The 19,253-nt window shown below is 68.8% G+C and carries 20 protein-coding genes; 17 read left to right on the top strand and 3 right to left on the bottom strand.

Translation table 11 applies throughout. The features are described from left to right. The first annotated feature begins 142 nt into the window (after positions 1-142). The 4 genes from ACIBG5_RS18125 (at position 143) to ACIBG5_RS18110 (ending at position 5,274) form a co-directional block, all read left to right on the top strand. Positions 143-1,414: an RICIN domain-containing protein gene (locus ACIBG5_RS18125; protein WP_396392643.1), complete on the top strand. Its 1,272-nt coding sequence runs from the start codon at positions 143-145 to the stop codon at positions 1,412-1,414. Between the two features lie 22 nt (positions 1,415-1,436). After that, a complete protein-coding gene (locus ACIBG5_RS18120; RefSeq protein WP_396392642.1) occupies positions 1,437-2,522 on the top strand; it encodes a WD40/YVTN/BNR-like repeat-containing protein in 1,086 nt (361 codons plus the stop codon). A 103-nt stretch (positions 2,523-2,625) separates the two neighbouring features. Continuing rightward, positions 2,626-3,399 carry an endonuclease/exonuclease/phosphatase family protein gene (locus ACIBG5_RS18115; protein ID WP_396393004.1) on the top strand — a complete coding sequence of 258 codons (774 nt, stop codon included), beginning with the start codon at positions 2,626-2,628 and terminating at the stop codon, positions 3,397-3,399. Positions 3,400-3,867: 468 nt separating this feature from the next. After that, positions 3,868-5,274 (top strand): NlpC/P60 family protein, encoded by a 1,407-nt coding sequence (locus ACIBG5_RS18110; RefSeq protein ID WP_396392641.1) that lies wholly within the window; start codon positions 3,868-3,870, stop codon positions 5,272-5,274. Between the two features lie 42 nt (positions 5,275-5,316). Here ACIBG5_RS18110 and ACIBG5_RS18105 read toward each other — a convergent pair whose 3' ends face one another. Both ACIBG5_RS18105 and ACIBG5_RS18100 read right to left on the bottom strand, forming a co-directional pair. Beyond that, positions 5,317-5,589, bottom strand: a complete 273-nt coding sequence (locus ACIBG5_RS18105) for a hypothetical protein (protein ID WP_396392640.1) — start codon at positions 5,587-5,589, stop codon at positions 5,317-5,319. Between the two features lie 87 nt (positions 5,590-5,676). Next, on the bottom strand, positions 5,677-6,642 hold the full coding sequence (locus tag ACIBG5_RS18100; RefSeq protein ID WP_396392639.1) for a zinc-binding alcohol dehydrogenase family protein: 966 nt from the start codon (positions 6,640-6,642) through the stop codon (positions 5,677-5,679). Between the two features lie 88 nt (positions 6,643-6,730). On the opposite strand from ACIBG5_RS18100, the gene ACIBG5_RS18095 reads away from it, so the two are divergent. Then, complete coding sequence (locus ACIBG5_RS18095; protein ID WP_396392638.1) at positions 6,731-7,162, top strand: MarR family winged helix-turn-helix transcriptional regulator; 432 nt, start codon at positions 6,731-6,733, stop codon at positions 7,160-7,162. Positions 7,163-7,197: 35 nt separating this feature from the next. Here ACIBG5_RS18095 and ACIBG5_RS18090 read toward each other — a convergent pair whose 3' ends face one another. Beyond that, on the bottom strand, positions 7,198-7,686 hold the full coding sequence (locus ACIBG5_RS18090; protein ID WP_360449893.1) for an inorganic diphosphatase: 489 nt from the start codon (positions 7,684-7,686) through the stop codon (positions 7,198-7,200). Between the two features lie 50 nt (positions 7,687-7,736). Between ACIBG5_RS18090 and dacB the strand changes: the two genes are divergently transcribed. The 12 genes from dacB to ACIBG5_RS18030 all read left to right on the top strand — a co-directional run bounded on the left by dacB (position 7,737) and on the right by ACIBG5_RS18030 (position 19,169). Beyond that, positions 7,737-9,098, top strand: coding sequence for a D-alanyl-D-alanine carboxypeptidase/D-alanyl-D-alanine-endopeptidase (gene dacB, locus ACIBG5_RS18085; RefSeq protein ID WP_396392636.1), 1,362 nt, complete (start codon positions 7,737-7,739; stop codon positions 9,096-9,098). Between the two features lie 62 nt (positions 9,099-9,160). Further along, the gene (locus tag ACIBG5_RS18080; protein WP_360449888.1) at positions 9,161-10,255 is read left to right on the top strand and encodes a zinc-dependent metalloprotease; all 1,095 of its coding nucleotides are present in this window, start codon (positions 9,161-9,163) and stop codon (positions 10,253-10,255) included. Between the two features lie 94 nt (positions 10,256-10,349). Beyond that, positions 10,350-11,291, top strand: coding sequence for a tRNA lysidine(34) synthetase TilS (tilS, locus tag ACIBG5_RS18075; RefSeq protein WP_396393003.1), 942 nt, complete (start codon positions 10,350-10,352; stop codon positions 11,289-11,291). A gap of 4 nt (positions 11,292-11,295) precedes the next feature. Then, positions 11,296-11,847, top strand: a complete 552-nt coding sequence (gene hpt / locus ACIBG5_RS18070; RefSeq protein ID WP_360449883.1) for a hypoxanthine phosphoribosyltransferase — start codon at positions 11,296-11,298, stop codon at positions 11,845-11,847. 172 nt (positions 11,848-12,019) lie between these two features. Beyond that, positions 12,020-14,056 (top strand): ATP-dependent zinc metalloprotease FtsH, encoded by a 2,037-nt coding sequence (gene ftsH, locus ACIBG5_RS18065; protein WP_396392634.1) that lies wholly within the window; start codon positions 12,020-12,022, stop codon positions 14,054-14,056. A gap of 226 nt (positions 14,057-14,282) precedes the next feature. Then, positions 14,283-14,855 (top strand): GTP cyclohydrolase I FolE, encoded by a 573-nt coding sequence (folE, locus tag ACIBG5_RS18060; protein ID WP_131359978.1) that lies wholly within the window; start codon positions 14,283-14,285, stop codon positions 14,853-14,855. Between the two features lie 334 nt (positions 14,856-15,189). Next, a complete protein-coding gene (locus ACIBG5_RS18055) occupies positions 15,190-16,314 on the top strand; it encodes a S1 family peptidase (RefSeq protein ID WP_396392632.1) in 1,125 nt (374 codons plus the stop codon). A 117-nt stretch (positions 16,315-16,431) separates the two neighbouring features. Further along, entirely contained in the window at positions 16,432-17,229 is a 798-nt protein-coding gene (gene folP / locus ACIBG5_RS18050; protein ID WP_396393002.1) for a dihydropteroate synthase, read from the top strand. Further along, entirely contained in the window at positions 17,226-17,711 is a 486-nt protein-coding gene (locus ACIBG5_RS18045) for a nuclear transport factor 2 family protein (protein WP_360449875.1), read from the top strand. The genes folP and ACIBG5_RS18045 overlap by 4 nt, the downstream gene beginning before the upstream one ends. Continuing rightward, entirely contained in the window at positions 17,708-18,100 is a 393-nt protein-coding gene (gene folB, locus ACIBG5_RS18040; protein WP_360449872.1) for a dihydroneopterin aldolase, read from the top strand. The genes ACIBG5_RS18045 and folB overlap by 4 nt, the downstream gene beginning before the upstream one ends. Next, a complete protein-coding gene (gene folK, locus ACIBG5_RS18035) occupies positions 18,097-18,654 on the top strand; it encodes a 2-amino-4-hydroxy-6-hydroxymethyldihydropteridine diphosphokinase (RefSeq protein ID WP_396392631.1) in 558 nt (185 codons plus the stop codon). Before folB ends, folK begins: the two co-directional genes overlap by 4 nt. Further along, a complete protein-coding gene (locus tag ACIBG5_RS18030) occupies positions 18,654-19,169 on the top strand; it encodes a DUF3180 domain-containing protein (protein ID WP_131512554.1) in 516 nt (171 codons plus the stop codon). The genes folK and ACIBG5_RS18030 overlap by 1 nt, the downstream gene beginning before the upstream one ends. Positions 19,170-19,253: the final 84 nt, after the last annotated feature.

Below are 19,253 nucleotides of genomic sequence, written 5' to 3'. Positions count from 1 at the left end.
TGGCTCAGGGTGACAGCGGTGCCGGGCGGGCGGCAAGAGGTCGTTGGTTACGGAAGCGGCGGAGCCTTTACCGGACTTACGTCGTGAGTTAATTTAAGTTCTGAAATTTCATGCAAGCCGCCCGCCGGAAAGGACCGCCCCCATGCTTTCCGATCGCTTTCGCCTGCCCGCGTTCCTGCTCGCCATCGCCTTGCTGCTCAGTGGTCTGACGACCACCGCAACCGCTCAAGTTCAAGCGAACTTCAACGTGCTCGCTTTCTACAGCGGCACCTGGGACGCCGCGCACATCGACTTCGAGAAGGAGGCGAACCAGCGCTTCCCGCAGTTCGGGACGCAGAACGGGTTCAACTACACCGCGACCAGCAACTGGGACCAGTTGAACAACCTGAGTGCCTCGCAGTACCAGGTGGTGATGTTCCTGGACGACACGCCGCACACTGACGCGCAGCGGACCGGGTTCCAGCGGTACATGGACAACGGTGGCGCGTTCTTCGGCTTTCACGTGTCGGCGTACAACGACGCGAGTGGCGGCTGGCCGTGGTTCAACAACACGCTGCTCGGGACCGGCCGGTTCCAGTCGAACACCTGGGGCCCGACCGCCGTCACGCTGAGGGCAGAGAACCGTTCGCACCCGTCGCTGGTGAACACGGGCGCGACGTTCCAGTCCTCGGTGAGCGAGTGGTACAGCTGGCAGAACGACCTGCGGAACAACCCGAACATCCAGATCCTGGCCTCGATCGACCCGTCCAGCTTCCCGGTCGGCACCGACCCGGCGCAGACCTGGTACAGCGGCTACTACCCGATCATCTGGACGAACAAGAACTACAAGATGATCTACGCCAACTTCGGCCACAACGCGATGAACTACGAGACCAACACCCGGCTCTCGTCGACCTTCGACAGCCCCGCGCAGAACCAGTTCATGATGGACGCGCTGAAGTGGCTGGCCGGCGCCGGTACGACGCCGCCGGTGGACCAGCCGTCGCCGACCGCCTGGTACAAGGTCTCGAACCAGGCCAACGGCAAATGCGTCGACGCTCGGGCCGCCGGCGTCGCCAACGGCACGGTGATCCAGCAGTACAGCTGCAACGCCACGCAGGCACAGCAGTTCCAGTTCCAGCCCACGTCGAGCGGCTTCACCCGGGTGAACAACCGCAACGACGCGAGCAAGGTGATCGACGTGACCGGGGTGTCCGCCGCCGACAACGCCGGGCTCCAGTTGTGGACCTACAGCAACGGCGACAACCAGCAGTGGCAGGCCGTCTCCGAAGGCAGCGGCTACTTCCACCTGGTCAGCCGCCACAGCAGCAAGTGCCTGACCGTCCCCAACGGCTCGACCGCCGACAGCACCCAACTCGTCCAACTCACCTGCAACGGAGGTACGGCACAGTCCTTCCTGCTGACGATGGTCTGACCCATCGACTAGGTTGCCGCGCATGAGAATCCTGCGTGTGGCCGCTGTTGCGGCAGGAGGTCTGCTGTTGATGTCTCAGCTCGTGCCGGCTCAGGCGAGCACCGGTTCGTCGCACCACTCGCCGTCGTACCAGTGGAAGGCGACGCCGACCGGGAGTACGGCGCAGTTCCGCGGGCTGGCCGCGGTCAGCAAGGATGTCGCCTGGGTGGGCGGGTCTGAAGGGACGGTGCTGCGGACCGTCGACGGCGGGCGGCACTGGCAGAACGTCAGCCCGCCCGGTGCGGAGGCGCTGCAGTTCCGCGACGTGGAGGCGTTCGACGCGAAGCGCGCGGTGGTGCTGTCGATCGGGACCGGCGAGGACTCGCGGGTGTACCGGACCGCGGACGGTGGCAAGACCTGGACCGAGACCTTCCGCAACACCGATGCGAACGCTTTCTACGACTGCTTCGCCTTCAACGACGACCGGCACGGCTTGGCGTTGAGCGATCCGGTCGACGGCAAGTTCCGGATCGCGGCGACGTCGGACGGCGGCAAGTCGTGGAAGGTCCAGGCGAACGAGGGGATGCCGGCCGCGTTGCCCGGTGAGTTCGCGTTCGCGGCCAGCGGGACCTGCCTGGTTGCCGGACACGGCCGGACGGCCTGGTTCGCGACCGGTGGCGGTGATCGGCCGCGGGTGTTCCGGACCTTCGACGGCGGCCGGCACTGGAAGGTCTCGGACTCGCCGATGGCCAGTGGCGCGGCGGCGGGCATCTTCAGCCTCGCGTTCCGCGGTCCGCTGTTCGGAGTCGCGGTCGGCGGTGACTTCGAGAAGCCGACCGAGGCGGTGAAGGCCGCATCCGTCACGTACGACGGTGGACGCACCTGGAAGCTGGTGCCCGCGGACAAGGCGCCGAAGGGTTACCGGAGCGGATCCCACTTCGTGCCCTGGTCGCCCGCTACCGTCATCGCGGTGGGTCCGTCCGGCAGCGACGTGAGCTTCGACGGCGGGCGCAGCTGGAAGCAGTTCTACGACGGCAGCTTCGACAGCGTCGAGTGCGGCGGTCACGGCTCCCAGGCCGGCTGCTGGGCCTCCGGCGCGAAGGGCGCCGTCGCCCGCCTCGTGCACTGACGGTTCAGACCGGCGACACTCGCTCGTCGAGCGGATGTCGCCGGTTTTCCGGAACGATGACCGTATGCGTAAATTGCTGACCATCTTGGTGGGACTCTTGATCGTGATACCTACCGTTGCCGCGGCTCGGCCCGACGCCGGGCGGCCGGCGCGGCCTGTGACCGTGATGACGTACAACATCCACCACGGCGCCGGCATCGACGGCGTCCTCGACCTCGAGCGGATCGCCAAGCTGATCGAGCAGTCCGACGCCGACGTGATCGGGCTGCAGGAGGTCGACCGGCACTGGGACGTGCGGAGCAACTGGGTCGACCAGCCGGCCTGGTTCGCGACGCGGCTGAAGATGCACTACGGGTACGCCGCCAACCTCGACCTGCCGCCGGTGAACCCGGGCGAGCCGCGCCGCCAGTACGGTACGGCGATCCTGTCGAAGTACCCGATCAAGGACTTCGCCAACACCCTGCTGCCGCTCTACCCGACCGGTGAGCAGCGCGGGCTGGCGGTCGCGACGGTCAAGGTCCGCGGCGCCGAACTGCGGTTCGCGAACACGCATCTGACCAGCAACAACAACGCCGAGCGGCTGGAGCAGGCGCAGAAGGTGGTCGAGCTGCTCGGTACGTCGAAGAAGCCGACGCTGCTGGTCGGCGACCTGAACGCGACACCGGAAAAGCCGGAGATCAAGACGCTGACCGCCGTACTGAACGACACCTGGACCGAGGTCGGAGTCGGCCCGGGCTACACGATCGAGGCCGGCAGCCCGACCAAGCGGATCGACTTCCAGCTACACAGTCCGCAGCTGGTGCCCACGAAGGCGTCGGTCCCGGTCACCCCAGCCTCCGACCACCTCCCGGTCCTAGCCTCCTACACCCTCCACTAACCCGCCCCGCACCAATCCCCCTGCACCAACCCCCCTGTCCCATCCCTGCCCTGTCCCACCCCGCCGCTCTCCCGCCCGCCGCCGATCGCGTGGGCGTGAACAGGAACCGGGTGCCTGGCACAGGTCCTGCGCTGTGCACAGCCACCGGAAGGTGTTCACAGCCACCGGGGAGGCGCGGGTACGGCGCCGCCCGGATTCGGGGCGGGGGATGGGTCGGCGGTGACGGCGCTCTTCGGTTTCGGCCGGATGGGCGCCGTTTTCGTGCTCTCGGCGGCGGTTCGGCTACCGGCTGTGCGAAATTACAAGCTTGTAGTTTGTCAAGTCGACACGCAGGTGAAACAAAGTTACTTGTGTGAAAGCTGTTCCCAATGGGGCTACAGGCAATTAGTGTCACGTATGAGGTCCAGAAGGACCAAAAGTTCACGAACCCTGGGGAAGGGGTTCGTGACTGTCGGAAGGAACGACCTGATGCGGACCCCCTCGCGGGCCAGGTCCGGCGGACGGGTCGCGGGCACTGGGAAGACCGGCAGGGCGCTGCTCTCCGGAGTGCTCGCGATCTGTCTGGCCGGCTCCGTGGCTGTCAACCCGATCCAGGCCCAGGCCGCCAAGCCGAAGCCGCCGGTGATTCCATCCCAAGCCGCGGTCGAGAAGGCCAAGCAGGCCGCCGTCGCGAAGGCCGGCCAGGTGGCCGGGATCGAGCAGCAGCTCGCCGCAGCCAGCGCGCGGCTCGAGCAATTGGGCGTCGCGTCCGGGATTGCGGACGAGGCCTACAACGGTGCCGTCTACAAGCTGCAGCTGGCCAAGACCGAGGCGGCCGCCGCGGCGGCTCGTGCGGCCAAAGCCCAGAAGACCCTGACGACCCAACGACAGCAGATCGGCCGGTTCGCCGCGGCGTCGTACCAGGGCGGTGGCGACGTGGCGAAGATCGCGCCGCTGTTCACCGCCGAAGGCCCGCAGGAGCTGCTCGACTCGGCCGGCGCGGCGCGCTCGGTGTCGACCGCGATGCAGGCGTCGTATCTGCGGTACACGGCGAGTCAGGTCGTGACGAATCTGTTCAAGGTCCAGGCTGACCAGGCCGTCGCCAAGGTGAAGAAGGCGACCGACGAGGCCGCCGCGGCGAAGAAGGCGGCCGAGGCCGCGGAGGCTGCGCAGGCCTCGGCGGTGACCGCGGTGGGCGTCCAGCGCAAGCAGGCGATCGCCCAGCTCGCCGTCCTGCAGAACACGTCGATCCAGGTGGCCGCCCAGCGGCAGCGGGGACTCGAAGAGCTTGCGCGCCAGCGAGCCGCCGCTCTCGCCGCGAAGAAGGCCGCCGAACTGCGCCGCAAGATCGCCGCCCGGGAGGCCGCCGAGCGGGCCCGGGAAGCGGCCGAGCGGGCCCGGGAAGCGGCCGAGAAGGCGCGGGAGGAACGCGAGGAGCGGGAAGAGGCGAAGAAGAACCACGGCAAGAAGAACCCGCCGAAGCACAAGCCGGACCGGCCGAGCCGGCCCGACAACCCCGGCAGCCCCCGCAAGGGTGCGCAGGCCGCGATCGACTTCGCGCTCTCGCAGCTCGGCGACATGTACCTGTGGGGCGGGACCGGGCCGTCGCGGTGGGACTGCTCCGGACTGATGATGGGTGCCTGGGAGCGGGCCGGCGTCCAGTTGCCGCATTACAGCGTCGCGCAGTACGAGCAGGTCCGGCACATCGACGAGGACGAGTTGCGGCCCGGCGACCTGATCTTCTGGTCGGTCAACCCGAGCGACCCCGGCACCATCCACCATGTCGCGATGTACCTCGGCGACGGGCGGATGATCCACGCACCGCGGACCGGCAAGCCGGTGCAGATCGACAGCGTCTACTACTGGGAGCCGCCGGACTTCTTCGGCCGCCCCTGACCAGTTGTCCCCGGCAACGATGGTTGCCGGGGACGCCGACCTCTAGACCAGCCGGTGTCCGCGATCGGCATGCAGGACGGTGCCAGTGATGAATCCGTTGCGCAGCAGGGCGATGATCGCGTCCGCGATGTCCTTGGTCCGGCCGGCCGGGAGGCGGGCGGCCGTCGCGGCCAAGGTGTCCGCGGCCGCGCCGACGGCGGGTGCCGAAGCGAGTGACGCGAGTGCGCCGCACGGTTCGAGTGCCGGTACGCCGTGCTTGGCGAGCAGCGACGGGCCGAACAACTTCGAGTCGACCGCGGATCGTGCCGCGTTCACGTCGTACTCGCTGATCGGCTGGTAGGCGCCGCTGACGTCGCGGCGGTAGTGCCAGACCGGCCGGCTGGATCGTCTCGCGGGCGCGGTTCAGGGGGTCGCGATGATGCGGCCGAGGTTGGTGCGGGCCTCGAGGGTTCGGTGCAGGTCGACGACCTCGGCCAGGGGAAGGGTGGCGTGGACGACTGGGCGCAGGTCGCCGGACTGCCAGCGACGGGTGACCTCGGCGATGTCGGCGCGGGCACCGTCCGGGTTGGCCAGGCGCCAGCCCATCACCGAGACGCCGGTGACCGACCGGAGGCCGAACAGGCTGCTGGCGGGAATCGACGGGAGGGCACCGCTGATTCCGCCGTACGTGATCATCGTGCCGAGCGGTTTGATCAGCTCGAGGCTCTGGTCGAAGACCGTTCCGCCGACGGCGTCGAGGGCGGTGTTCACGCCGTCGGGTGCGAACTTGCGGACCTGCGCCGGCCACTCGGGGTCGGTCAGGTCGACGGCCTCGGCGCCGAGCGAGCGGATGAAGTCCAGGCGCGCCGCGGACGACGCCGTACCGATGATCGTCGCCGGGCCGAACGATCGGGCCAACTGGACGGCGAGGTGGCCGATGGTTCCGGCCGCGGACTGGATCAGTACGGTGCCACCGACCGGGATGCGGCCGGCTTCCAGCAGGCGCAGGGCGAGCGGCGCCGTCATCGACATCATCGTGGCTTCGCCCGCGTCGGCGTGGTCGGGGATCGGTGCGATGAAGTCCGTGTCGAGGACGACGTACTCGGCGAACGCGTCCTCGGACAGGCCTGCCACGCGATCGCCGACAGCCAGGCCGGAGGAGGCGTCCGGACCGAGCGCGGTGATGCGGCCGACGACATCACCGGTGAGCCGGGCGGGCAGCGGCCGGTCCCAAGGAGTGTTGCCGCGGCGGAGAACGGCGTCGATGGCGTTGGAGCCGATGGCCTCGACCTCGACCAGGACCTGACCGGCGGCGGGCTCAGGTACGGCGACCTCCTCGAGCCGCAGGACCTCGGGGCCGCCGTACTCGTGGTAGCGCACTGCGCGCATGGGTTTGTCTCCAAATCGTGGGAGTCGTAAATAATGGGAGGATCCCACGATAACGCCGGACAGGGCCGCTGCCAATAGAGTTGTTCGGGTGAAGAAGTCGCCGACCCATCGTCTGGCCGACCGGGTGCTGTGGGCGCTCGGCCGGTCGAGCCAGCAGGCGCAGCGTCTGGTCCGGCAGCACATGACGGAGGCCGGCGTACGGACGTTGCACTACCACGTGCTCGCGAGCCTGGCCGACGACGGCGAGGGTGCTCAGGCGACGCTGGCCGACCGGATCGGGTTCGACCGCAGCGATCTCGTCACGCTGCTCGACGAGCTGGAAGAGCTCGAGTACGTAGAACGCCGGGTGGACCCCGCGGACCGGCGCCGGAAGATCGTGGCGATCACGCCCGCGGGGGACAAGCAACTGCTCGCGATGGACGAGCTGATCGCGGCCGCCGAGACGGAGTTGCTGGAGCCACTCAGTGCGAACGAGCGGAAGACCCTGCTCGGGCTGCTCCGTCGGCTCACCGCCGACTAAACCGCGGCGCCGGGAATCCGGGCCGGCGGGACGGGTCAGTGGGCTTCGGTCTTCAGGCGCTGGAAGGAAGCGGTGATCTCGGCCTCGGCGTCGGCCCGGCCGGCCCAGGTGGCGCCTTCGACGGACTTGCCGGGCTCGAGGTCCTTGTAGACCTCGAAGAAGTGCTGGATCTCCAGCCGGTCGAACTCGGGCACGTGGTGGATGTCGCGCAGGTGCTCCTGGCGCGGGTCGCCGGCCGGGACGCAGAGGACCTTGTCGTCCGGGCCCTTCTCATCGGTCATCCGGAACATGCCGATCGCGCGCGCCTTGATCAGGCAGCCGGGGAAGGTCGGCTCGGGCAGCAGTACCAGCGCGTCCAGCGGGTCGCCGTCCTGGCCGAGGGTCTCCTCGATGAACCCGTAGTCGGCCGGATACTGGGTGGCCGTGAAGAGGGTCCGGTCCAGCCGGAGCCGGCCCGTCTTGTGGTCCAGCTCGTACTTGTTGCGCGTGCCCTTGGGGATCTCGATGAAGACGTCGAACTCCATACGGCAGATACTGTCACGGTTCGGACCGACCAATTGACAGGAGCAGCCCGGTGCCCCGTCCTCCCCGTGCGGTGTTCGTCACGCTGCTCGCCACAGCGCTCTGCGTGAGCCTGGCGGGCGGAGCGGACGCCGTACCCGGATCTGTCCAGTCAGCACAGCAGGCGCCGGCCGTGCTGGCACCAGCCAAGGTCGAGGGCGTCGCACCGACCGCCGCCGGCGTCCAGAAGGTGCTGGCACCGATCCTCAAGGACCCGGCGCTGGGCAAGCACCGTGGGATCTACGTGTACGACGCCTCCCGCGGCAAGGCGGTGTACTCGGCGGGCACGGCGACGCCGTACGTCCCGGCGTCGACGATGAAGCTGCTGACGACGGTATCCGCGCTGGAGACCCTCGGACCGGACCACAGGTTCAGCACGAAGGTCGTCAGTGGAGCCGGTAGCTCCCTGATCCTGGTCGGCGGCGGTGACCCACTGCTTGCCACCAAGCGGTCCAGTGACCCGACCGACTTCCCGGTCCGCGCTTCCCTGCAGGACCTGGCGGCCGGCACGGCGAAGGCACTCAAGGCGCAAGGCATCCGGAGCGTCACCCTCGGGTACGACGCCTCACTGTTCACCGGGCTTGCGGCCAACGCGAACTGGGAACCGAACTACACCACCGAAGGCATCGCCGCCCGGACGTCCGCGCTGTGGGTGAACGAGGGCCGTCTGTCCCCGGGGATAGCGAAGCGGGCCGACTCCCCGTCGCAGGCCGCGGCCACTGCGTTCGCCGCGCAGTTGCGGGCGGCCGGCATCAAGGTGGCGCCGACCCTCAAGGCGGCCGTCGCTCCCGCTGCGGCCGAGACCGTCGCACAGGTGCAGTCGCCGACGGTCGGCCAGATCGTCGAGTACGTGAACCTGCACAGCGACAACGACGGAGCCGAGGTGCTGCTGCGGCAGGTCGGACTGGCCACCAAGAACGGCGGCTCGTACGCCGGTGGCGTCAAGGGCGTACGGGCGACGCTGACCAAGCTCGGTCTGGATGTCAGCGAGGCCCGGATCCTCGACGGTAGCGGGCTGTCTCGGGGCAACCATGTGCCGCTGGACCTGCTGGCCGGTGCGATCCGGGCCGCGGTCTCCACCGAGCACCCGGAGCTGCGGCACCTGCTGACTGGGCTGCCGGTCGCAGGATTCACCGGAAGCCTCGAGGAGCGCTTCACCGGAGCCGGCACTGCCGGCGGGACCGGACTGGTCCGTGCGAAGACCGGCACGCTGACCGGAGTCCACAGCCTGGCCGGTCTGGTCCGCGACCGCACCGGCACTCTGCTCGTGTTCGCGGTGGCCACCGACAGTGTTGCGGTGCCCAAGACCCTCGATGCGCGGGCTGCGCTCGACCGGGCAGCTGCTGCGCTGGCCAACTGCGGCTGTGCCGTCTGAGGGCGGTCTGACCCGGACCGATCAGCAGACGCATGTTGGGACATGCGACTAGGGTCAGAAACATGAGTACGGCGGAAGGTGAGACCGCGGCCGAGATGGTCGACTGGCAGCTGGCAACGGGAGTGGCTCGCAAGCTGCTGCGGCCCGGACCGGCGGTCAGCCGCGCGGAGGCGGATCAGGTGGTGGCCGAGCTGCGGCAGTTCGCGGCCGACTCCGAGCACCACGTCCGGGAGTTCACCAAGCTGGAAGCCACCTCAGCAACCGCGCCGGTGGTGATCGTGGACCGGCCCGGCTGGGTGCAGGCGAACGCGGACGGCTTCCGGACCGTGCTGCAGCCGCTGGCCGACAAGCTGCGCGAGAAGGCCGAGCGGACCGGCGGGTTGTCCTCCGCGGTCGGCTCGCGGGTGACCGCGATCGAGGCCGGTGCGCTGCTGGCCTTTCTCTCGTCCCGCGTGCTCGGGCAGTTCGACCCGTTCTACCCGTCCGAGCCGGATCCGGACCGGCCGGGTCTGACCGGCCGGTTGCTGCTGGTCGCGCCGAACGTCATGCACGTGGAGTCCGAGCTGGGCGTCGTACCGCGGGACTTCAGGTTGTGGGTGTGCCTGCACGAGGAGACGCACCGGGTGCAGTTCACCGCGGTCCCGTGGCTGCGGGACCACCTGCGGTCGGAGATCGCGTTGTTCCTCGACCAGGCCGAGCTGGACGCGTCGGCGTACGCCGCGATGTTCCGCGAGGCGGTGCAGCGGCTGGGCCGATCGGTCCGCGGTGAGGCCGAGCTGAGCCTGGTCGACCTGATGCAGTCGCCGGAGCAGCGTGCGGTGCTGGACCGGCTGACCGCGGTCATGTCCCTGCTCGAAGGCCACGCCGACTTCGTGATGGACGGCGTCGGGCCGTCGGTGATCCCGACCGTGGACGCCATCCGCTCCAAGTTCACGTCGCGCCGGCAGAGCGGCAACCCGGTGGACCAGTTGCTGAAGCGGCTGCTCGGCCTGGACGCCAAGCTGCGGCAGTACAAGGACGGCGCCGCGTTCGTACGCCGCGTGGTCGAGCAGGTCGGGATGGACGGGTTCAACCGGGTCTGGACCGGGCCGAACACGCTGCCGACCAAGCACGAGATCGCGAATCCGGATGCCTGGGTCAGCCGGCTCCACGGCTGAGCCACCGGGCGGATCGGCTGCCGACGACCTGGTCGAGCGCCGGAGAGGGAAGCTGCACCCCGCCGTCGCACGCACCCGGGAGGCAGTGCGAACCATGTTGGCCGAGCTGCCCAAGGGCACGACCGTTCTGGTCGCCTGCTCCGGCGGTACGGACTCGCTGGCCCTCGCGGCTGCGACCGCCTTCGAGGCCCCGAAGCTGGAGGTCCGTGCTGGTGCGGTCATCGTCGACCACGGGCTCCAGGCCGACTCCGCCCACGTCGCGGAGACCGCCGCCACACAGTGCCGGACCCTCGGGCTCGACCCGGTCCACGTGCGTCCGGTAGAGGTCGGCGCCGACGGCGGTCCAGAGGCCGCTGCCCGGACGGCCCGGTACGACGCTCTTCGTGACGCGGCTGACGAATCCGGGGCGGACGTCGTACTGCTGGCTCACACGCGGGACGACCAGGCCGAGACTGTTCTCTTGGGGCTGGGTCGCGGCTCGGGCGCTCGGTCGCTCGCGGGCATGGCTCCGGTCGCCGGACTGCTCAGAAGGCCGTTCCTGGAGGTTCCTCGAGCCACCACGGCTGCCGCGTGCATCGCGTCGGGGCTCCGGCCGTGGCACGACCCGCACAACGACGATCCGCAGTACACCCGAGTCCGCGTGCGGCACGAGGTCCTGCCAGTCCTGGAGGAGGCGCTGGGGCCTGGTGTGGTCGAAGCGCTCGCCCGTACGGCGGGGTTGCTCCGGGCGGACGCGGATGCGTTGGACGTGCTCGCGGCGGACCTTGCGGAGACCGCACTCCGGCGTACCGACGACGAGGTGGTGTGCGACCTCGGGATGCTCGAGGACGAGCCGGCGGCGATTCGTACCAGGGCGTTGCGTCAGGCGGCCCTGGAAGCGGGCTGCCGGGCCACGGACCTCACCGCGGCGCACATCGCTGCCGTCGACGCACTCGTGACCGCGTGGCGCGGACAGCGGTGGATCGATCTGCCACAAGGGGTCCGGGCGGTCCGCAGGGGCGGATTCATCGTGTTGGGCGAAGGTGTGACAGGCTGACCGCGTGGATGCTGCGGACATCGAGAAGGACCTGAGTAAGGTCCACTACACCGAGGACCAGATCCTGGCGAAGCTGCGCGAGCTCGCGGCGCGGATCGAGCAGGACTACGAGGGCAAGGACCTGCTGATGGTCGGCGTCCTGCGGGGCGCGGTGATGGTGATGGCCGACCTGGCCCGGTCGTTCAGCCGGCACGTGGAGATGGACTGGATGGCCATCTCGTCGTACGGCTCGGGCACCAAGTCGTCCGGGGTGGTCCGGATCCAGAAGGACCTGGACACCGACATCACCAACCGGCACGTGCTGATCGTCGAGGACATCATCGACACCGGGCTGACGCTGAGCTGGCTGGTCAGTAACCTGGAGTCACGGAAACCCGCCTCGCTGGAGCTGTGCACGGCGTTCGTGAAGCCGGACGCGGCCAAGATGCGGGTCCCGGTCAAGTACGTCGGACTGGAGCTCCCGGACGAGTTCGTGGTCGGTTATGGCCTGGACTACGCGGAGAAGTACCGGAACCTGCGTTGCGTGGCGACGCTTGCCCCGCACGTCTACTCCTGATCCATCCTTCGGGGCAGACTTGGTGACAGCCTGTACAACGGGGTCACGCCGTCTTGGTGACCCTCGTTATGTGTTGTCTTGTGCGACACGAGACACTTGGACTGGTGTTACCGTCTCAAGCCCGCATACCCGGGCCTGCCGAGCTAGGAGGGACGGGGCGTAGGCCTCGATCATGGACGTGAAGCGTATCTTCCGCGGACCCCTGTTCTGGATCGTCGTCGCCTTCTTGGGCGTACTGGTGATCGGACAGCTCCTGACCGGCTCGACCGGGTACAAGACCGAGCCCACCGGCCAGGTGGTCCAGCTGATCCAGCAGGCCAAGTCCTCCTCCGACAAGTCGATCAAGTCGGTGACTCTGATCGACCCCGACCAGGAGATCCGGGTCGAGAAGACCGACGGGACCAAGGTCCGGGCGCACTGGGTCGACGGCCAGGCCAACACCCTCGGCAACGACCTGCAGAGCCTGTTCCAGGACGGCAAGATCGAGCGGTACGACGTCGAGAACCCGAAGCCGAGCTTCATCGGCCAGGTGTTCTCCACGCTGATCCCGTTCCTGCTGATCGCGGTCGTGTTCATCTTCTTGATGAACTCGATGCAGGGCGGCGGCTCGCGGGTGATGAGCTTCGCGAAGTCGAAGGCCAAGCTGATCACCAAGGACACCCCGAAGACGACGTTCGCGGACGTGGCCGGTTGCGACGAGGCGATCGAGGAACTCGGCGAGATCAAGGAGTTCCTCCAAGAACCAGGGAAGTTCCAGGCGGTCGGGGCGAAGATCCCGAAGGGCGTGCTGCTCTACGGCCAGCCCGGTACCGGTAAGACCCTGCTGGCCCGTGCGGTCGCCGGTGAGGCCGGCGTGCCGTTCTACTCGATCTCCGGTTCGGACTTCGTCGAGATGTTCGTCGGTGTCGGCGCCTCCCGGGTCCGCGACCTGTTCGAGCAGGCCAAGACGAACGCCCCGGCGATCGTGTTCATCGACGAGATCGACGCCGTCGGCCGGCACCGTGGTGCGGGCCTCGGCGGTGGTCACGACGAGCGCGAGCAGACGCTGAACCAGTTGCTGGTCGAGATGGACGGCTTCGACGTCCGCGGCGGTGTGATCCTGATCGCGGCCACCAACCGGCCCGACGTGCTCGACCCGGCGCTGCTGCGGCCGGGCCGCTTCGACCGGCAGATCGCCGTCGACGCGCCGGACCTGCCGGGTCGCGAGCAGATCCTGAGGGTGCACGCACGTGGCAAGCCGATGGCGCCGGATGTGGACCTGACGGCGGTCGCCCGCCGTACGCCGGGCTTCACCGGTGCGGACCTGGCCAACGTTCTGAACGAGGCCGCCCTGCTCACCGCCCGGAACAACCAGCAGGTGATCGACAACCGTGGTCTGGACGAGGCGATCGACCGCGTCATCGCCGGTCCGCAGCGCCGCAGCCGGCTGATGTCGGACAAGGAGAAAGTGCTGACGGCGTACCACGAGGGCGGACACGCCCTGGTCGCCGCCTCGCTGCCGCACTCCGACCCGGTGCAGAAGGTGACGATCCTGCCGCGTGGCCGGGCGCTCGGCTACACGATGGTGATGCCGGACGAGGACAAGTACTCGACCACCCGGTCCGAGATGCTGGACAAGCTGGCTTACATGCTCGGTGGCCGTGCGGCCGAGGAGATGGTCTTCCACGACCCGACCACCGGTGCCAGCAACGACATCGAGAAGGCGACCGCACTGGCTCGCGCGATGGTCACGCAGTACGGCATGACCGAGCGGCTCGGCGCGATCAAGTTCGGCCAGGACAGCGGCGAGCCGTTCCTGGGCCGGGACCTGGGCAGCCAGCGCAACTACTCCGAGGAGATCGCCGCGGCGGTCGACGAGGAGGTCGGCAAGCTGATCCTGAACGCACACCAGGAGGCGTTCGACATCCTGGTCGAGAACCGCGCGGTGCTGGACCACCTGGTCGAGGAGCTGCTGGAGAAGGAGACGCTCGACAAGCACGAGATCGCCCGGGTCTTCGCGCCGGTGCAGAAGCGCGAGCGGCGGCCGGCCTGGACGGGTTCGTCCACCCGGGTGCCGTCGGACCAGCCGCCGGTGATGCCGGTGCCGACCCGCGGCGAGCAGAACGGCTCGCTGTCCGACGTCCTGCCGGGCGGTGCGGTCGGACCGGACGAGGCCGTCAAGCCGCCGAGCTACGGCAGCGGCCCGACCCCACCGTCGCCGAAGGACTGAAGTTTCAGCAGAGCCGCCACCCACCCGGGTGGCGGCTCTGTCGCTGTTCAGGGCGTGTCTGATGGTCCCCCGCCTACTGCGCGGCACTCGGCACGGCACCTCGCCGCACTGGAGCAAAGGCCACGATGGAACCACATCGAGGCCTTCACTCCAGCACGCCGATGCACCGCACCGAGCACCTGCTCGCTACGGCGCGGGACCATCAGACACACCCTAAGGTGGCTGAATGACGTCACCGAAGTTCGACCACGCACGGGCCGAGCGGGCCGTCCGGGAGTTGCTGATCGCGATCGGCGAGGACCCGGACCGCGAAGGCCTGCTGGATACCCCGGCCCGGGTGGCGCGCTCGTACGCCGAGATCACCGGCGGACTGGGTCAGCGGGCCGAGGACGTGCTCACGACGACGTTCGACATCGGCCACGACGAGATGGTCCTGGTGAAGGGCATCGAGGTCTGGAGCCTGTGTGAGCACCACCTGGTCCCGTTCACCGGAGTGGCCCACGTCGGCTACATCCCGAGCCGCGACGGCCGGATCACCGGGCTGTCCAAGCTGGCCCGTCTGGTCGATGTCTACGCCAAGCGCCCGCAGGTCCAGGAGCGGCTGACCACGCAGGTCGCCGACTCGCTGGTCGAACTGCTCGAGCCGCGGGGCGTGATCGTGGTGATCGAGTGCGAGCACCTCTGCATGACCATGCGCGGCGTCCGCAAACCGGGCGCCAAGACCATCACGTCGGCCGTCCGCGGCCAACTCCGCAACCCGGTCACCCGAGCCGAGGCCATGAGCCTGATCGTCGGCTGACCCACTCCACTGGCTCCTACGCCGCCTCCCACCGGTTGCCGCGCCGAGGTCATGGCCGGGACTGCGGTGCGCGTCGAACGGTGGTGTACAGACCGACAGGTAGTGCACCTGCGGTACGCCGTACACAGAACGCAGCATGCGCTCAGCTGCACTACCTGTTGGCCGGACACCTCCTGTCCATATGCACGCCGCTCACGGGCGGCCGTAGCTTCGGCGGGCGGTGTTTCGTTGGAGATTGGAAGCCGATATCTGTGGACATTCTGTCGCTGAACGTTTACTTTCCGTAGTGGCGTTCGGTCGACGAGGACCGGATGCCGGCGTGAGGAGGACAAGGATGTCGGGGCGTTTCCGGGTCGGCGCCGCACTCGCCGGTGCCGTCGTACTGACGGCCGCCGGGCTGGTCGCGGCGAACTGGGCCACCGCGGACTCGGAGCCGTCGGGGGTGAAGCCCGCAGAGTTGACGGCCAAGTCTCCGCTGGTCGCCGACGCCGTCGAGACCGAGCTCGGGTCGCGGGCAGTCGGCAGCTACTACGACGAGGCCGGTGAGCTGGTCGTCGCCGTGTCCGATCTCGCCACCGCTGACCTGGTCCGCGCGGCGGGTGCGATCCCGCGGCTGGTCCGCTTCACCGCTGACCAGCTCAACGCGGTCCAGTCCGAGCTGAACCGGCTGGCCGGCGGCTCCGGCGCCGGCAAGGTCCGGTCCTGGTACGTCGATCCCCTCTCGGGCACCGTGGTCGTCACCGTCCCCCGAGGCGCGCGCGACCTGATCACCCAGCGCTTCGTTGACCGCGCCAAGGCGAACGGCGACCGCGTGACGATCCGGTCCGCACCCGGCCGGGTGACCACCACCGCGGACGACTTCGGCCTGCGCGGCGGCCTCCAGGTGGACAAGAACACCGGGTACGTCTGCTCCCTCGGCTTCAACGCCCGCACCACCAAGGGCACCCGGATCTTCCTCACCGCGGGCCACTGCACCGCCGGCAAGCCGTCGTTCTCCCGGAACGGGTACGTGCTCGGCAACACCCGCACGTCGAGCTTCCCAGGCAACGACTTCGGCAGCGTCGGCGTGATCGAGGGCTGGGACCAGCAGGGGTACGTCGAGGGCTGGGGAGCCGGCAACATCTCGGTCAAGGGGATCGCCAACGCGACCGTCGGATCCACGCTGTGCAAGTCGGGCAAGAGCACCGGCTGGACCTGCGGCCGGATCGTCGCCCGCAACGTGACGGTCAACTACGGCAGCAACAGGATCGTCAAGGGTCTGTTCCAGCACACCGCGTGCGTCGAGGCCGGCGACTCCGGCGGGGCCAACATGACCGGCAACTACGCGCAGGGCATCACCAGCGGTGCGGCCCTGATCAACGGCCAGTGCCTGGAGAAGACCGGTCAGACCAACGAGTCGTACTCGCAGCCGATCGGCGAGGCCCTGGAGACGACCCAGTCGCGCCTCGTGCTGAGCTGAGGCGGCTGATGCCCGGCTGGTTCCGCGGCTGGGGGTGACGGCCACTACGGTGGTCTGGTGAGTGACGGTTTGCGGGTGCACGTCGACGGGCTGCCGATCCTGGACCGATGTCTCGTGATGGGTGTTGTCAACGTGACCCCGGACTCCTTTTCCGACGGCGGCGAGTGGTTCGAGCCGGCCGCGGCGATCAAGCACGGCCGGGAGTTGCTGGCCGACGGCGCCGACCTGCTCGACGTCGGCGGCGAGTCGACCCGGCCGGGCGCCGAGCGGCCCGCGCCCGAGGAGGAGCTCCGCCGGGTGCTGCCGGTGATCGAGGCGCTCGCGGCCGACGGTGCGCTGATCTCGGTCGACACCATGCGGGCCGGCGTCGCCGCCCTCGCCCTCGACGCCGGCGCGGTGATGATCAACGACGTGTCCGGCGGCCAGGCCGACCCGGAGATGCTTCCCCTGGTGGCGGAGCGTCGTACGCCGTATGTCTGCATGCACTGGCGAGGGCACTCCATCGACATGCAGAACAGGGCCGAGTACGACGATGTGGTCGCCGAGGTGATTGCGGAGCTCGGTCAACGCGTCGACGCGATCCGGTCCGCCGGCGTGGATCTGGGCAGGGTCGCACTGGATCCCGGTCTCGGGTTCGCGAAGAACGCGGACCACAACTGGGAAGTTCTTCGCCGATTACGGGAATTCGGCGTACTGGGCCGGCCGTTGCTCATCGGTGCGTCCCGGAAGGCGTTCCTCGGTAGGCTGCTCGCCGACGAGCAGACCGGTGAACCCAGACCGGCCGTACGACGAGACGATGCGAGCGCGGCTGTGTCCGCCCTGGCTGCCGCCGCGGGAGCCTGGTGTGTCCGGGCCCACGCGGTGGCGCCGAGCGCGGACGCGGTCCGGGTGGCGAAGAGATGGGGAACGGTATGACGGACGGACCGGGCGGTCCGCGCCGGAGCGCAGGAGGAGACGGTGCGCGCGGTGCGACGGTGGAGGACGTCGTGCTGAACGCGAACACCGCGTTCTACAACGCGTTCGAGGCCGGCGACCTGGATCTGATGGCGGCGGTCTGGCTGCCGGATCCCGATCCGGTCTGCATCCATCCCGGCAACGCGGCGATCTCGGGGTACGCCGAGATGATGCGCGCCTGGGCGATGATCTTCGCCAATACGCCATACATCCAGTTCTTTCTGACCGATGTCCAGGTCCGGGTGGACGAAGACGTGGCCTACGTCACGTGTACGGAGAATGTCCTGTCGTCCGGTGAGGGCGCCCCGGAGGAAGGGTTCGCGGGCGGTAAGGCGCTGGCCACGAACGTCTTTCGCAAAACTTCCTCCGGCTGGCGGTTGTGGATCCACCATGCCTCACCGGTACTGTCGTCGTCTGGGGGCCGACAGGAGGAGGCGGAATGAGCGGTCCCGCGTCGTCCTTGCCTGACGTGATCGAGATCCGTGGCATCCGCGGTTTCGGGCGCCACGGGGTGTTCGAGCACGAGCGGGCCGACGGGCAGGAGTTCGTCGTGGACGTCCGGCTGGAGCTGGACACCCGGCCTGCCGCGGCTTCCGACGACCTGGCCGACACCGTGAACTACGGGGTGGTGGCCGAGCGGGTGCACCACGCGATCGAGACCGATCCGGTGGACCTGATCGAGACCCTCGCCCAGCGCATCGCGGATCTGTGCCTCGCCGACCGGCGGGTGACAGCGACCGCGGTGACCATCCACAAACCCTCGGCGCCGATCACGGTGCCGTTCGACGACGTTGTCCTGACCGTGCAGCGCAGAGCCGGAGAATCCTCGTGACTGAGACCCCAAGTCCCCACGTCATCGACGCGGACACCCTGAGCGGTGGCCTCAAGCCGATCCGCCAGGTGATCCTGTCGCTCGGGAGCAATCTCGGCGACCGTGAGGCGAACCTGCAGGGCGCGGTCGATGCGCTGCGGGACACCCCGGACGTCGTGGTGGTCGAGGTCTCCCCGATCTACGAGACCCAGCCGATCGGCGGGCCCGGCGAGTCCGGCCCGTACCTCAACGTCGTCCTGCTCGCCGACAGCACCCTCGCCGTGGACCTGTTGCTCGACCGCGCGCACGCGATCGAGCAGGCGTTCGGCCGGGAGCGCAGTGTGCCGGGTGCACCGCGGACGCTGGACGTCGACCTGATCACCTACGGCACCAAGGAGATCGAGTCCGAGGAGCTGACCCTCCCGCACCCGCGGGCGCACGAGCGGGCGTTCGTCCTGGCGCCGTGGCTCGACATCGAGCGGGACGCGGTGCTGCCCGGGCGCGGCTCGGTCGCCGAACTGCTCGCGAAGGTCGGCACCGAGGGCGTGACCAAGCTCGACATCGAGCTCCAGTAGTGGCATCCGGCGGTCCAGAGCCCAACCAGGCGCCCGGCAAAGAGCCGCCGCGCCCGGGCTCGGTCCGGCCGACCTCACGCCGGTTGCTGATCGCGATCGCCGTCCTCGGGGCGGCGATCGGGGTGACCATGGTCAAGGCGATCGAGTCCAGCGGCGGGGTCGCGCCCGCGGTCTCCTGGCTGACTCTGATCGCCTGGACGTTCCTGGCCGCGCTGCTGTTCATGGCGGCCCGCAACACCCACCAGCGGATCCAGGTCCGGCGCGAACGGATCGAGCCGTCTCGGGCGGTGTTCCTGCTGCTGCTCGCGAAGGCGAGCGCTTTCGTCGGCGCGTTGTGCACCGGGGTTTACGCAGGGTTCGCGTTAAGCTTCCTCGACGCGGTGAGTGCTTCGGGGCCGCGCAATCGGGTGATCATGGCCGGTGCCGCGGCGGTGGTCTCAGTGCTGGTCGTCACGGCCGGATTGTTGCTCGAACGCGCGTGTCGTATTCCCGAGGACCCGGACGAGACCCCCTAACATGTCGGTCCATGGGGTCAAGGGGTAGCCGCCGTCGAACCAGGACCACTGTTCTCACCGTTGCCAACGGTCTGCTGATCTTTG

The organism is Kribbella sp. NPDC050241 (genome assembly GCF_044459685.1).
GTDB lineage: Bacteria > Actinomycetota > Actinomycetes > Propionibacteriales > Kribbellaceae > Kribbella.
The sequence above is the reverse complement of the archived record's forward strand: the minus strand, read 5'-3'. Positions and strand labels throughout refer to the sequence as shown.